General features: G+C 74.3%; 9 protein-coding genes. 1 reads left to right on the top strand and 8 read right to left on the bottom strand.

The features are described from left to right. Positions 1–492: 492 nt before the first annotated feature. The 3 genes from ACVMYR_RS09915 to ACVMYR_RS09905 form a co-directional block, all read right to left on the bottom strand. A complete protein-coding gene (locus ACVMYR_RS09915; protein WP_457121650.1) occupies positions 493–903 on the bottom strand; it encodes a hypothetical protein in 411 nt (136 codons plus the stop codon). A 337-nt stretch (positions 904–1,240) separates the two neighbouring features. Continuing rightward, positions 1,241–4,222: an AfsR/SARP family transcriptional regulator gene (locus ACVMYR_RS09910; RefSeq protein ID WP_396789777.1), complete on the bottom strand. Its 2,982-nt coding sequence runs from the start codon at positions 4,220–4,222 to the stop codon at positions 1,241–1,243. Between the two features lie 124 nt (positions 4,223–4,346). After that, positions 4,347–6,449, bottom strand: a complete 2,103-nt coding sequence (locus ACVMYR_RS09905; protein WP_457121649.1) for a hypothetical protein — start codon at positions 6,447–6,449, stop codon at positions 4,347–4,349. A gap of 240 nt (positions 6,450–6,689) precedes the next feature. On the opposite strand from ACVMYR_RS09905, the gene ACVMYR_RS09900 reads away from it, so the two are divergent. After that, positions 6,690–7,637 (top strand): dioxygenase family protein, encoded by a 948-nt coding sequence (locus tag ACVMYR_RS09900; protein ID WP_077936199.1) that lies wholly within the window; start codon positions 6,690–6,692, stop codon positions 7,635–7,637. 81 nt (positions 7,638–7,718) lie between these two features. On the opposite strand, the gene ACVMYR_RS09895 is transcribed toward ACVMYR_RS09900, so the two are convergent. The 5 genes from ACVMYR_RS09895 to ACVMYR_RS09875 all read right to left on the bottom strand — a co-directional run bounded on the left by ACVMYR_RS09895 (position 7,719) and on the right by ACVMYR_RS09875 (position 14,390). Next, positions 7,719–8,228: an N-acetyltransferase family protein gene (locus tag ACVMYR_RS09895; protein WP_457121648.1), complete on the bottom strand. Its 510-nt coding sequence runs from the start codon at positions 8,226–8,228 to the stop codon at positions 7,719–7,721. Continuing rightward, positions 8,225–9,157, bottom strand: a complete 933-nt coding sequence (locus ACVMYR_RS09890; protein ID WP_457121647.1) for a ribonuclease Z — start codon at positions 9,155–9,157, stop codon at positions 8,225–8,227. The genes ACVMYR_RS09895 and ACVMYR_RS09890 overlap by 4 nt, the downstream gene beginning before the upstream one ends. A gap of 384 nt (positions 9,158–9,541) precedes the next feature. Continuing rightward, complete coding sequence (locus ACVMYR_RS09885; protein WP_457121646.1) at positions 9,542–10,729, bottom strand: osmoprotectant NAGGN system M42 family peptidase; 1,188 nt, start codon at positions 10,727–10,729, stop codon at positions 9,542–9,544. After that, positions 10,726–12,603, bottom strand: a complete 1,878-nt coding sequence (ngg, locus tag ACVMYR_RS09880) for an N-acetylglutaminylglutamine synthetase (RefSeq protein ID WP_457121645.1) — start codon at positions 12,601–12,603, stop codon at positions 10,726–10,728. The genes ACVMYR_RS09885 and ngg overlap by 4 nt, the downstream gene beginning before the upstream one ends. Before the next feature lie 2 nt (positions 12,604–12,605). Then, complete coding sequence (locus ACVMYR_RS09875) at positions 12,606–14,390, bottom strand: N-acetylglutaminylglutamine amidotransferase (protein WP_077936204.1); 1,785 nt, start codon at positions 14,388–14,390, stop codon at positions 12,606–12,608. Positions 14,391–14,715 lie beyond the last annotated feature (325 nt).

The following is a 14,715-nucleotide window of genomic DNA, read 5'->3' as shown; positions in this document are numbered from 1 at the left end:
CCGCCCACTCCGCACCGGCCTTGGCAGCGGCAGCCGTCGATCATGCGCGACGCCTCGGCTGGGCCGGAGTCCGCGTGATCGGTGAACGGGGCTGGGCTGGCGACCTCGCGGCGTGGTTCAACCACTGCAGTCCCGCCGGCCGGACATAGATCGAGCGACGGTCCACGGCATCTCGCGGCCGTACGGCTCTCGGCCGTCCGGGCTGGCCCGGGTGCACCCCTGACCGCGTTCCGCGCGGGGCTGGTCGACTGAAGGCCCTTGCCGACACGGTGAAGAAAACTTCCGCGAAGTAGCCCGGCCCCGGCCAACCCGCCACCGGCGGCCGCCGACCGGGTGCAGGACGGCCACGACGCCACCCACGCCAACTTCAACCCGAACGGGTACCGGATCACCGCCTTGACCGTCGGCCGGCTGGACCGGCGCACCGGAGGTGAGGGTGAGAGGGGAACCCCTCTCTACTGTATGCGTTAACAGGGGGCCCTTCCTTACCGCTCAGGCGACGGTCACGCCGCCCCTCCAGGACCGCCGCGTGTTCATCCACCCCTGGATCTGGCCGACCGAGCCGGTCATCACCCAGCTGTTGAAGCGCTTCTCCGACACCGAGCCGCCCTGGCTGGTGTTCGCGCCGTACACGGCCATCGTCTTGGTCAGATCGGCGTTGGCGATGATCACCCCGCCCCGGTTCGGCGGGGTCCAGGAGAAGTAGCTCGCGTCGGAGCACTGGCCGAAGTTGGTGCGCTCGGTCAGCGTCTGGCTGACCGCGTCGTAGGTGAAGTAGCGGTTGAACTCGGCCCGCAGGCACGCCGTCGGGACCTCGATGCCCGGGTAGGTTTGGAAGTCCCGGTAGATCGCCGGGTTCTGCTCGCCGCCGCCGAAGTTCTGCGGGACGAAGTCGATCGGCACGGACCGGGTGGACTGGGTCTTCGACGCGGTGTCCGTGTTCAGCGCCAGCAGCGGAGACCCGTGCCGGCGGTACGCCGGTCAGGCCGGGTTCGACCAGGTGTCGCCGGCCTCGGTCGGGTTAACCGTCACGCCGTCGCGGGAGAAGAACAGCGACGACTGCAGCTGCCGGCCGGCGCCGGCACGAGCGCCAGGGCGACCCGGCGGCGACGCCGGAATCCGAAGCTGTTCATCCTGCCTCCGCAACTCGGCCCCGGCACGACCGGCCGGGCGCCTTCCGGGACGAGGATGTGGGCCCCGGTATAGCGCCGGTATATCGGGGCGGCGGGCGGCCGGGCCGTCAGCCGGGCGGCGGCCCGTCCCCGTCCGCGCCCGCCCGGGCGAGCAGGTGCCGGGCGCGTGCCGACCACAGCCGGGCACCCATCCGGTCGAATATCGCCAGCGCCCGGTCGAGGTGCTCCCGGGCCGTCGCGGGCTCGCCCCGGGCCAGGAACAGGGCGGCGAGGCTGGTCCGGGCGTACGCCTCCCAGCGCAGGTCGGCGTGCGCGACGAAGACCGCCAGGGCGGCTGCCAGCTCCGCCTGCGCCTCGTCCAGCCGGCCGGACCCGGTGAGCGCGTCGCCCAGCCCGCGCCGGGCGTACGCCTCGCCGAGCGGGTCGGCGACCTCGGCGAAGGTCTCCCGACAGCGGTGGTACGTCTCCCGCGCCTCGTCGTGCCTGCCCTGCTCCACCTGGGTCATGCCGAGCCCGAGCAGGGCCGCCGCCATGCCCAGCCGGTCGCCGAGCCGCTCGAAGCCGGTGTGGCAGTGCAGGAAGCACTCCTCGGCCTCGTCGAGGTGCCCGAGGTCCAGGTGGATGCTGCCCAGCGTGCGCCGGGCGTACGTCTCGCCGGACCGGTCGCCGAGCGCCCGGAACGCGCCGACGCTGCGCCGGGCCACGTCCAGCGCCTCGTCGAGCCGGCCGAGCCCCCGGTACGCCACCGACAGCCCGCGCAGCGCGTGGGCGCTGCCCTGGTGCTCCCCGGCCGCCTCGAACAGCGGGAGCGCCTCGACGTAGCGGCCGACGGCCCCCTCGGCGTCGCCGTGCCCCCACCGGGCGTCGCCGAGGCCGCGCAGCGCGTACGCCCTGCGGACCGGACTGCCGATCGTCTCGGCCAGCTCCAGCGACCGCCGGAAGTACGTCTCGGCCCGGTCGAACCGGCCCCGGTCCCGGTACAGGTCGCCGAGCCGCTCGGCCAGGTCGGCGGCCACGTCGGCGTTGCCGGCCCGGTGGGCGGCGTCCTGGGCCAGCTCGTGGGTGGCCTGCCAGGCGCTCCACTGCGACCGTTCCGCCAGGAACATGGTCGACGCCCGTGCCAGCCGCCAGGTCACCTCCCACCGCCCGGTCCGGTGCGCCTGGCCCAGGGCCGCCACGACGTCGGTCTGTTCCCGGGCGAACCAGCGGCGCGACTCCGCCCCGAACCGGCCCGCCCCGGCGGCGCCGGTCAGCGCGGCGGCGGCCCGCTCGGCGGCGGCCACCCAGGCGGCGAAGGCACGGTCCAGGGCCGCCGCCCGGTCGCCCGCCGGCTCGGCGACGGCCGCCTGCTCCGCCGCGTACACCCGCAGCAGGTCGTGGGTGTGGTAGCGGTCCTGGTCGGTGCCGGTCAGTTGCAGCAGTTGGGCGTCCACGAGCTGGTCCAGCGTGTCCTCGGCGGCGGCCGGGTCGGCGTCGAGCAGCGCGGCGGCCAGCCAGCCGGGGACGGTGGGCTGGTCGAGCAGGGCGAGCAGGTGGAACGCCCGGCGGGCGGCCGGTTCGAGGCTGTCGTAACTGAGCTGGAAGCTGGCCCGGACGTCGAGGTCGCCGACGCGCAGCTCGTCGAGTCGGCGCCGGCCGTCGGCGAGCCGGTCGGCGAACCGGTTCAGGCTCCAGTGGCCCCTGGTCGCCAGCCGGGCGGAGGCGACCCGGACGGCCAGCGGCAGCCGGCCGCACAGCTCGACGATCGCGCCGGCCGCCGCGGGCTCGGCCGCGACCCGGGCGGGTCCGGCCGCCGCGGCGAGCAGCTCGACGGCCTGGTCCCGGTCGAGCACGTCGAGGTGCAGCGTCCGCGCCCCGGCCAGCCCGGCCAGCGGCATCCGGCTGGTGACGACGGCGGCGCAGCCCGGGCCGCCGGGCAGCAGCGGTCGCACCTGCTGTTCGTCGGCGGCGTCGTCGAGCACCACGAGGACCCGGCGGTCGGCCAGCCGGCTGCGGTAGCAGCGGATCCGCTCGTCGAGCTCGACCGGGAGCTGCTGGTCGGTCATGCCCAGCGCCCGCAGGAAGCGGGCCAGCACGTCCGCCGGGTCGACCCGGTGCGCGCCCTGGCCGTGCAGGCCCACGTGCAGCTGGCCGTCGGGGAAGTGCGGCCGGAGCCGGTGCGCGACGTGCACGGCGAGGCAGCTCTTGCCGACCCCGGCGGTGCCGGAGAGCGCCCAGATCCGCATCGCGGCGGCCGGCGGCCGGCCGAGGAAGGCGACGGCGTCGGCGACCTGCTCGTGTCGCCCGGTGAAGTCGGGAACGTCGGCGGGCAGCTCCGCCGGCACGGGCCGGCTGACCCGGGCCGGGGTGGCCGCGGCCGGGCGGCGCAGCCCGGGGGCCAGCGCCCGCAGGGCCGGGCCGGGGGGCACGCCGAGGTCGTCGGCGAGGACCCGCTCGGCGTCCCGGTACGCGGTGACCGCCTCCGCGTGCCGGCCGGCCGCCTGGAGCGCGCGCACCTGCTGCTCCCGGAAGCGTTCGTGCAGCGGATGGTCCGCCACCAGCCGGGCGAGCCGGGGGAGCAGCTCCTCGTGCCCGCCCAGGCGCAACACCGTCTCCACCGACTCGCCGATCGCCCGCAGCCGGCCCTGGTCCAGCGCGGCGGCCTCACCGCACAGCAGACCCCGGCCGACGAGGTCGGCCAGCGCCGGGCCGCGCCACCAGAGCAGGGCGTCGTGGTACGCGTCGCGCGCGGCGCCCAGGTCGCCGCCCGCGGCCAGCCGCCGGGCCACGGTGACCCGGGCGTCGAACTCGTCGGCGTCGAGGCGGTAGGCGCCCGCGTCGAGCCGGTACGCGCCGTTGCCGAAGGTGAGCCCGCCGGGGAGCAGCTTGCGGAGCTGATGCACGTAGAGCTGCAGGTTCTTCAGCGCGGAGCGGGGCGGGGCGGCGGGCCACAGGGCGTCCACCAGGTCGGCGACGGCGGTCGGCCGACCCGGCCGGAGAACCAGGACGGCGAGCACCGCGCGCTGCTTGGGCGGCCCCAGCGGGACCGGCTCGCCGGCCAGCTCCGCCTCGACCGGGCCGAGAATGCGAACGAGTATCCGAACCCCCACGGCAGCCGGCGGAGCGAGCCCAACCTGACGATCAACTCAGTCGATGATTGTAGGCCCGCCCGCCGACATGCCGACGGTGTCCCGACGGGTGGGCGGCGGCGCTACGCCGCCGCCCACCGTGGCGCTAGGAGTGGTTGAACGAGTAGGTGATGGTCTCGGCCTGGTTGGCCGGCAGGCACTGTGCGACGTCGGTCGCGCAGGCCGCCGGGGCGATGCCGAACAGGAACTGCACCGGACCGGCGGTGAACGACCGGCTGGAGTCGGCGGTCACGCTGAGGTTGAACACGTACAGGACGTGGTCGGAGGATTCCTGGAAGTTGGCCGGCGTGCTCGGCATGCTCGGCCGGCTCCACAGCCGGACCCACCCGCCGTTCGCAGTGTTCTGGTGGAAGCGCATGAACGGCTGGCCCCCGGGGTTGTCACGCAGCCACTGGGTCGGCACCGCCACCGGGAACGAGACGTACTGGGTCTTGAAGTTGAGCGTCGCCCCCGAGGCCGGCCCGTAGACCCCGGCCCCCGAGCCGATCAGCGGGGCGTACGACAGCCAGTCCGACCAGGGGCCGGTGCCCCCGAGCCCGGTGAAGCGCACCCGGAACCGCGTCGAGGCGTCCCGGGCGGACGGCACCGGGAACCGGCTGTAGTCCGACGTCGAGCAGCCGTACGGGTCGATCGGCGAGCAGTAGCCGCTGAGCTGCTTGACCTGCCCCCCGATGTCCTGCTGGAGCTGCCACGACGGGTACGACGCCCCGGCGTCCACCACGTACTGCGGCATCTCCCAGTAGCTGACCGGGTAGAGCACGTTGTTGAAGCGGGTGCGCCAGACGACCTCCTTCGGGCGTGGGCAGTGCTCGGTGGCGCCGACCCCCCGCTCCCAGATGAAGTCGCAGTACGCCCGCTTGTAGCGGGGCGGCAGGTTCGAGTAGACGCGGTCGGTGTGCGCCACCAGCCCCCAGTTCTCCGCCGGTGCGCCGGCGTTGCCCTGGTGGTAGCGGTACCAGATCGCCTGGGCGGTGTCGGCGCGGTTGGCCAGGGCGGTGAAGACGTCCTTGACGTACTGGCCCTGCTTGGCCTCCTTCTCCTCCAGGGTCGACGCGGACACGTCGTTGGAGTTGAAGCCGACCTCGGTCAGCCAGAACAGCGAGGTGGACTGCGGCACGCCCGCGGCGGTGAGCACCGCCCGGACGGCGTCGAGCCGGCCGTTGATGCCGGCCAGCAGCGTCGAAGTGGCGGTGTTGGCGTAGCCGCCGGGCAGGCTCAGCCCCATCGCGAAGGGGTACGGGTGGTAGCCGATCCCGTCGAACGGCCACGCCCCGCCGTTGGCCGCGCGGAACGCGGCGACCGAGGCGGAGCTCAGCACCCCGCTCAGGTGAAAGGTGTCGTCGTTGGCGGTGCCGGAGTCGCCGCCGTCCATCCCGGGGTGCATCCCGTGCGTGATCACCTTGACCGTGCTGCCGCAGGGCTTGCTGCCGGCGAGCCGGCAGTACCGGTAGAACTTCCCGATCAGCCGGCCGTACGCGTCGCCCGGCACCACGTACGGGCCGGGGTGGGCGGCGGTGCCGGGGTGGTACAGCTTGTTGGCCTCGTTGAGCACCTCGACGGCGGCCAGGCGGCTGCCGAACGTGGTGACCACCGACAGCGCCTTGTCGATCCACACCTTCATGAACTTCGTCGTGGTGCCGTACTCCGGGTACTGGCTGACCGCCACGGAGTCCTGCAGCTGGTACAGGTAGGGCTCGCTCGCGGGCACCCCGCTGTCGCTGACCCCGCCCTCGACCAGGGCGAAGTTCAGCACCGCGATGACCTTGACGTCGCTGGGCAGCTTGTCGATCAGCCGGCGGTAGAGCGTGAAGTCGACGGCCGTCTCGCCGGGGGCGGCGATCTCCAGTCGTACCGTCTTGACCTTGGCCTCGACCAGGTCCTTGATCATCTGGTCCTCGAACGCGACGCGCTGCGCGTCGGTGAGGTTCGGTTCGACGGCGGGCCGCAGGCTCCACGGGCTCATGACGGCCAAGCCGGTCTTCGACTGGGAGGCGACGACGGCCGGTGCGACGGCGGTCGTCACCCGGCCGGCGCTGGCCGCCGAGAGCTGTGCGGTCGTGATCTGCGCGGCGGCGGCCGGCGGCGGCCCGGCGGCCGGGTCGGCGGCGGCGGGCCGCCCGGTGCCGACCGCCGTCACGGCGACGACGGTCAGGCCGGCCAGCAGCCGGCTCGTTGCTCGGTGTCGCATGCAACCTTCTCCCTTGCCCCGGCCCGTGCCGGCCGGACTGCCGCGAGCATGCGAGCCGCCGGTATGCGTCCGGTATAACCGCCGGTCGGCTCGGCCGCCGGGCCGCCCTTCCGGGTTGATCGTCGGGCCGACCGGCGGGGCGACCATTCACAGCCCGGCCACAAGCAGGCCACAGAGGGCGCCGGCCGGGCGTGTCTAGCGTCGGGACCAGCCGACGAACACCGACCCCGGGAGGAACCCATGCGCCACGACCTCGACCACCACGAAGGGCAGCGGGTCAGCCGCCGCCGGCTGATCGCCGGGATCGGCTCGGTCGGGCTGGCCGGCCTGCTGGCGGCCTGCGGCCGGGACGGCGGCACGGTCACCACGTCCACCGGCGAGACCGTCTCCCCGCAGGCCACCGCCAGCACGTCGACCGACCTGACCGCGCTGTTCGGCGAGGCCAACACGTGCACACTGACCGCGAGCACCACCCAGGGCCCGTACTACTTCGACGCCGACAAGATCCGCAGCGACATCCGGGAGGACCGGGAGGGCACCCGGCTGCGGGTGGCGGTCCGGGTGCAGGACAGCGAGCAGTGCGGGCCCCTGGCCAACGCCGTCGTGGAGATCTGGCACTGCGACGCCGAGGGGCTCTACTCGGGCGCGGAGGCGCAGTCGTCCGGCGCGGGCGGCGCGCCGGGCGGGGCCTCGGGCGGGGGCACCCCGCCGAGCGGCACCGGGGCCCCGGGCGGCACCCCGCCCAGCGGCGGGCCGGGCGGTGGCACCCCGCCGAGCGGCGCGCCCGGCGGCGGTGCGGCACCGGGCGGCGGCTCGGAGGGGTCGGCGGCCGACCTCACGCCCACCGACGACAAGCGGTACCTGCGCGGGGCCCAGGTCACCAACTCCGACGGGATCGTCGAGTTCACCACCATCTGGCCGGGCTGGTACCGGGGCCGCACCACGCACATCCACGCCATGGTGCACGTCGACAACAACCGGGTGCTGACCACCCAGATGATGTTCGACGAGGCCCTCAACACCAAGGTGTACGCCGCGGCGCCGTACTCGGCGCACACCGGGCGGGACACCTTCAACGACAACGACACGATCTACGCCGACAGCATGCTGATGAAGGTCGTCGAGGACGGCGACGGCTACCTCGGCGTGCTCAACTTCTCGGTCGACTCGGACCAGGACGGCGCGTGAGCCCGCCCCGCCCCGCCCCCGCCGGGGGCGGGGTAAGAAGGGGACCCTTCTCTACCGTATGCGTTAACAGGGGGCCCTTCCTTACACAGCACGCGCGTAGCGGAGCTGGCGGGTGAGGGCCGTGCCGATCCGGTCCTCCCGGCGTTCGCCGGTGGGCCGCCAGCCGCCCCGCTCGTAGAAGCGCCGGGCCGGCGCGTTGCCCTCCAGCACCCACAGCACCGCCCGCGTCCGGCCCCGGTCGCGCATGGTGGCCAGCGCGTCGTCCATCAGCGCCCGGCCCGTGCCCCGGCCCCGCTCGCCGGGGTCGAGGTGGATGGCGTTGAGCAGCCCCGTCGCCGGGTCGCCCGCGTCGTCCGGGCCGACGTAGCTGAAGCCGACCAGCCGGCCGTCACGCTCGGCGACGGTCATCAGGTGGTCGTCACGCTCCCAGGTCCACCGCTCCACCCAGTACCACCCCATCGCCTCCGCCGTCGGGTTCGCGAGGGCCTCCGCCGGCAGGAACGACGAGTACGCCGCCACCCGGGAGCGCTGGTGCAGCGCCCCCACGGCGCGCAGGTCGTCGCCGGTGGCGTGGCGGAGGGTGATCGTCACCCGGCCGAGGGTACCCGCCGGGGCGGCACCGGGACGGTCGTCAGGTCCTCGGCGACGACCAGCTCACCGGCGAAGTGCTCCCGGGCCTCGTCGGCGAAGCGCCGGACGTCGCCGTAGCGCTGGGAGAAGTGGGTGAGCACCAGCGTGCGTACCCCCGACTCGGTCGCCACCCGCGCGGCCTGGCCCGCCGTGAGGTGCCCGACCTCGGCGGCGAGCGCGGCCTCGCTCGCCAGGAACGTCGACTCGATGACCAGCAGGTCGGCGTGCTCGGCGAGGGCGTACACGTTGTCGCAGAGCCCGGTGTCCATCACGAACGCGAACCGCTGCCCGGGGCGGGCCACGCTCACCTCGTCGCGGGTGACGCGCCGCCCGCCGACGTCGAGGTGGCCGACGCGCCGCAGCTCGCCGACGGCCGGCCCGGCGATCCCGTACGCGGCCAGCCGCTGCGGCAGCATCCGGCAGCCGTCCGGCTCGACGAGGCGGTAGCCGTACGTCTCGATGGGGTGCCGCAGCCGGCGGGCCTCCAGGGTGCCGCCGCCGCGCAGGGCGATCCGCTGCCCGTCGGCGCTGATCGGCTCGACGGCCAGCTCGGCGGTCTCGTGGAAGGAGCTGGCGTGCCGCAGCCGGGCGAAGTAGTCGGCCCCGCCGGCCGGGAAGTGCACCGCCACCGGGCGCGGGACCCGGTCCAGGGAGAGCCGCTGGATGGTGCCGGGCAGGCCGAGGCAGTGGTCGCCGTGGAAGTGGGTGACGCAGATCCGGGTCAGGTCGGTGGCGGTGACGCCGGTGTGCAGGAGCTGCCGCTGGCTGCCCTCGCCCGGGTCGAGGAGGATCACCTCGTCGTCCCAGCGCAGCACGTACCCGTTGTGGTTGCGCGCCCGGGTCGGGGTCTGGCTGGCCGTCCCGAGCACCACCAGTTCACGCATGGACACGGCGTTCTCCCCGGCGGATACATGAAGCGACCCCCGGGGCTTCCGTGCTCGCGCACGGGCCGGCTGGACTTGGCCGGCACCCCGGGGGTCGGGTGGCTGTCGTGGTTTCGCCGCACCGCTGCCACACGGTCTCGACGATCGTGCACCCGCCTCGCGGCGGGCAGGTTCTCACTGTCGAGGACAGCGGCTAGCGGACAGCCACCTCACGAGTCCGATTGCTATACAAGTCTGGACCACCTCCTTTCCCGTGTACCGCCACGCTATCCACTTCCCGGGGGCGTCGGCAACGGATTTCGACCAGCGGCTCAGGCGCGGTCGGCCGGCGTGGCCGGGGCGGGCCCGACGAGCGCTGCCGGAGCGGCCCTCACGGCGCTGCCGGAGCGGTCAGTCGGCGATGCCGATCGGGCCCTCGCGCGGCCCCTCCTCGCTGGCCGGCTGCACCGCCAGCGACGGGAAGTCGGCCAGGTCGCCCTCCGGCTCGGCGTCCCACTCGGGGAACACCAGCTCGCTCTGGAGATAGAGGCAGAGCAGCTGGGTGAGGTGACCCAGCCCGTCGAGGTGGGTGCGCTCGTGGCCGTGGGTGGCGTCCACCCCGAAGCCGAGCAGCGCCACCCGGGCGTGCGCGCCCGCCTCCACCGCCGCCGCCACGTCCGAGCGGTAGAACTCGAAGACGTCGCGGACCAGGTCCACCCCGTGCTCGCGGGCGATCGCGGCGAGGTTGCGGGTCAGGTGGTAGTCGAACGGCCCCACCCCGTCGCCCATGGCCAGGGTGGCCGCGTTCTCCCGGGACTGCTGCCCGGGGGCGACCACCGCGGCGTCCACGGAGACGATCTCGGCGACGTCCGGGTCGAGGCCGTGGCTCGCCCCGTGGCCGATCTCCTCGGTGACCGTCACCAGCAGGTGCGCGGTCACCGCCGGGGTGACGCCCGCGTCGACCATCGCCTTGAACGCGGTCAGCACCGCCGCCACCCCGGCCTTGTCGTCCAGGTGCCGGGACTTGACGTACCCGCTCGGGGTGATCGTCGGATTCGGCAGGAACGCCACGAAGTCCCCGACGTCGATGCCGAGCGCCCGCAGCCCGGCCTCGTCGGCCACGGGCTCGTCGACCCGCACCTCGACCTGCTCCCAGCCGACCCCCTGGAGGTCGACGGCCTCGTTGTAGCGGTGCCCGCTGGCCTTCAGCGGCAGCACCTGGCCGCTGATCACCCGGTCCAGGTCGTCGGTGAAGATCCGCACGTGCGCGCCCTCGGCGAACCGGGCGCTGTGCGTGCCGACCTGCATCAGCTCCAGCCGGCCGTTCTCCTTGAGCCGCTTCACCATGCCGCCGATGGTGTCGGTGTGCACCACGATCGCCCGGTCCGCCCCGGTCTCCCGGGGCCCCGGCAGGCAGGCGCTGAGCGCGCCGCGCCGGGTCAGCGTGGAGGAGATCCCGAGCGCGGAGAGGCGCTCGCCCACGTACTGCTGCACGTGGTCGGTGCGCCCCGACGGGCTCGGGATCTCCAGCAGCTCCACCAGCACCTGGCGGAGGTAGTCCAGGTCGATCTTCAGGGGGGCGGGTTTGCGTGCGGTCATGCCTGAGAGCTTGCCGCACCCGCCGGGGTCCAGAGGCGTTGCGGTGCCCGCGTGCCGGGGAAGAGGAGGTCGACGAAGCGCTCGGCGGTCGGCTGCGGCTCGTGGTTGGCCAGGCCCGGCCGCTCGTTCGCCTCGATGAACACGTGCTCCGGGCCGTCCGGGGCGCTGACCAGCAGGTCCAGCCCGGTGACCGGGATGTCCAGCGCCCGGCTGGCCGCCACGCACGCCTCGGCGATCGCCGGGTGCAGCTCGCCCGTCACGTCGTGGATCGTCCCGCCGGTGTGCAGGTTCGCGGTGCGGCGCACGGCCAGCACCGTGCCCTCGGGCAGGACGTCGCTCAGCTCGTAGCCGGCCTCGGCGACGACCTCCCGGGTCATGTCGTCGACGGGGATGCGCGACTCGCCCCCGGTGGCGGCGGCCCGGCGGCGGCTCTGCCGCTCGATCAGCTCGGCGACGTCGTGCACCCCGTCGCCGGTGACCTGGGCGGGTCGCCGGACGGCGGCGGCCACCACCTCGTGGTCGATGACGATCACCCGCAGGTCCTCGCCGTCGCGCATCTGCTCGATCAGCACGTCCGGGCAGAAGCCGCGGGCCAGGGCCACGGCGGCGGTCAGCGCCTCCGGCGTGCGTACGCCGACGGTGATGCCGTTGCCCTGCTCGCCGCGCGCCGGCTTCACCACCACCCGGCCCACCTCGGCGAGGAACGCGACGTCGGCGTCGTCGCCGGTCGCGGTGCGCCCGGCCGGCACCGACAGGCCCGCCTCGGTGAGGATGCGCCGGGTGACCCGCTTGTCGTCGCAGCGGCTCATCGCCACCGCCGAGGTCAGCTCGGACAGCGACTCGCGGGTGACGATCGTCCGGCCGCCGTTGCTCAGCCGCAGCTCGCCCCACTCCGGGTCGGTGACCTCCACCCGGATGCCCCGACGCATCGCCTCGTCGGCGACGATCTTCGCGTACGGGTTGAGCCGGTCGTACCCCTTCGGGGCGGCCGGCAGGAACAGCCGCTCGTTGATCGGGTTCTTCCGCTTCACGCAGAGCGTCGCGGTGCGGTAGAAGCCGAGCCGCTCGTACAGCCGGATCGCCCCGGTGTTCTCGGCCAGCACCGACAGGTCGACGAACGCCCGGCCGCGCGCGGTGAGCCGGGCCGCCAGCTCGGTCAGCAGCGCCTGGCCGGTGCCGGGCGGCGCGGTGTTGAAGTCCACGGTGAGGCACCACAGGCTGGCCCCGTTGTCCGGGTCGGCGAAGACCGCGACGTGGTCGACTCCGGTGATCGTGCCGACCACGTCCCCGGCGGCGTCCTCGGCGACCAGGTGCAGGAACCGGTCGGTGCGGGCGTTGTCGACCAGCACGTCGACCGGGGCGGTGACCATGCCGTTGCGGGCGTAGATCCGGTTCACCGCGTCCGCGTCGTCGGCGTCGCGCAGCGTCCGGATTCGCAGGCCGGGCAGCCCGTCGCGGTCGTCGGCGGCGGCCGGGGCCGCGGGCAGCCGCAGCCGGTACGTCAGCGACGGGTCGATGAACAGCTCGTCGGGCAGCCGGGACACCAGCACGTGCGGGTCGCGCAGGTAGATGCAGATGTCCCGCGCCCCGGCCGCCTCCGAGCGCAGCACCGCCGCCACGGCGGCCTGCTCGCTGAACGTCTGGCCGAACACCAGCCGCCCCCAGCCGCAGTCGAGCACCACGCCGCCGCCCGGCGGCGAGCCGTCCCGTTCGGGCTGGGCGCCCGAGCCGTCCGGGGAGTCCGGCGCGTCCGGGTCCGGCGGGGCCGGGGCGGGTGCCACCGGGTCGCCGCCCGGCCCCACCCGCTCGCGGCGGCGGCCCAGCACCCGTTCCCGGTCGGTGCGCGCCGTCCCGGTCGCCAGGGTGTCGCTCACGGTCAGTCGATTCCGTGGCTCTGGAGCCACATTTCCAGGAGTCCCAGCTGCCACAGCTTGTTTCCGTTCAACGGGGTGAGTTCGGCGTTCGGGTCGGCCAGCAGCGCGTCGACGTACTCGGTGCGGAACAGGTTGCGGTGGCGGGCGGCGGGCGCGTGCAGCGCGTCGCGTACCCGGTCGAGGAGCTTGCCCTCCAGGTGGGTGAGGCCCGGCACGGGGAAGTAGCCCTTCGGCCGGTCGATGACCTCGTGTGGCAGGACCCGGCGGCCGATCTCCTTCAGCACGCCCTTGCCGCCCTGGGCCAGCTTCAGCTCCGGCGGGCAGGTCGCGGCCAGCTCCACGAACTCGTGGTCGAGGAACGGCACCCGGGCCTCCAGCCCGTGCGCCATGGTCATGTTGTCGACCCGCTTCACCGGGTCGTCGGTCAGCATGATCTGGGTGTCGATCCGCAGGCCCGCGTCGACGGCGGTCTGCGCGCCGGGCCGGGCCAGGTGGGCGGCCACGAACTCGCGGGCCGGGTCGCCGTCGGCCAGCCACGCCGGGTCCAGCACCCGGGCCAGCCCGGCCGCGTCCCGGTCGAGGAACGCCTTCGCGTACGTCTCGACGGCCCGCTCCCGGTCGACGCCGGCCAGCGGCGGGTACCAGTGGTAGCCGCCCAGGATCTCGTCCGCTCCCTGACCGGACTGGACCACCTTGACGTGCCGCGACACCTCCTGGCTGAGCAGCCAGAACGCCACGCAGTCGTGGCTGACCATCGGCTCGCTCATCGCCGCCACGGCCGCCTCCAGCGGGGGCAGCAGGTCCCGGGCGGCCACCCGGATCTGGTGGTGGTCGGTGTCGAACGTCTTCGCCACGATGTCGGAGTAGACGAACTCGTCGCCGGAGCGGCCGCCGACGGCGTCGAAGCCGATGGAGAAGGTGGCCAGGCCGCGCTGCCCCTGCTCGGCGAGCAGGGCGACGACCAGGCTGGAGTCCAGCCCGCCGGAGAGCAGCACGCCGACCGGCACGTCGGCGACCATCCGGCGGCGCACCGCCGTGGTCAGCGACTCCAGCAGGGCGTCCTCCCAGTCGCGGGCGGACCAGCCGGCCCGCTCGTCGCGCCGGGTGAACGCCGGGTCCCAGTAGACCCGCTCGTGGGTGGAGCCGTCGGCCTCGTAGACCCGGACGGTGGCCGGGGGCAGCTTGGCGACCCCGCGCAGGATGGTGCGCGGCGGCGGCACGATGCTGTGGAAGCTCAGGTAGTGGGCCAGCGCCACCGGGTCGATGGCGGTGTCGACGCCGCCGCCGGCCAGCAGCGCGGGCAGGGTGCTGGCGAAGCGCACCACGCCCGGGGACTCGGCCACGTACAGCGGCTTGATGCCGAGCCGGTCGCGGGCCAGCACGAGGCGGCCGGTGTCCCGCTCGCTGATCGCCACGGCGAACATCCCGACCAGGTGGTCGACGAAGTCGAGCCCCCACTCGGCGTACGCCTTGACGACCACCTCGCTGTCGCCGGAGGAGAAGAAGCGGTGCCCCCTGGCCTGCAACTCCTCGCGCAGCTCGCGGTAGTTGTAGACGCAGCCGTTGAAGACGCCGGTCAGCCCCGACGCCGGGTCGACCAGCGGCTGCCCGCTCGCCGCCGACAGGTCGATGATCTTGAGGCGGCGGTGGCCGAGGGCGACCGCCCCCTGGGACCACACGCCGCTGTCGTCGGGGCCCCGGTCGCTCATCGTGGCCGCCATGCGTTCCACCGCCGCGACGTCGGCCCGCGAGCCGTCACGGCGGAACTCCCCAGCCAGTCCGCACATGCCAGACAATGCTGCCAGAGGTGAGCCCCGCTCGCCTGTTGAGATGATGTCGTCGGCGTTACGTGCTTGCTAAGATGCGCGCCGTCGCGCCCCGGTGGGCCGCAGCCCGCCGGCACCGCCGCCCGGTCCCACCGCCGCCCCGCGTGGCTGCCCGCCCAGCCTGCCCGGCCGGTTGTGAGAAACCCCGCATCGGTGCGACGCCGCCGGGCCCACGGCCGACCGCTTCCGACCGGACGGTCGCGCCGCGCCCGCCGCCGGTGCCCCGTTGTCCCCCGGACGGGGCATTCAGCGCCGAACGTCGCCGTGCCAGGGTGAGATCGGGCCC

This window comes from Micromonospora sp. PTRAS2 (assembly GCF_054052245.1).
Note: the sequence above shows the minus strand (reverse complement) of the source record. Positions and strands in the feature narration are given on the sequence as shown.

What these genes read in the sequence shown, in the direction of transcription:
- ACVMYR_RS09885 (WP_457121646.1), bottom strand. Translation starts at nt 10,729, where the DNA reads ATGACCGCACGCAAACCCGCCCCCCTGAAGATCGACCTGGACTACCTC.
- ACVMYR_RS09905 (WP_457121649.1), bottom strand. Translation starts at nt 6,449, where the DNA reads ATGCGACACCGAGCAACGAGCCGGCTGCTGGCCGGCCTGACCGTCGTC.
- ACVMYR_RS09875 (WP_077936204.1), bottom strand. Translation starts at nt 14,390, where the DNA reads ATGTGCGGACTGGCTGGGGAGTTCCGCCGTGACGGCTCGCGGGCCGAC.
- ACVMYR_RS09900 (WP_077936199.1), top strand. Translation starts at nt 6,690, where the DNA reads ATGCGCCACGACCTCGACCACCACGAAGGGCAGCGGGTCAGCCGCCGC.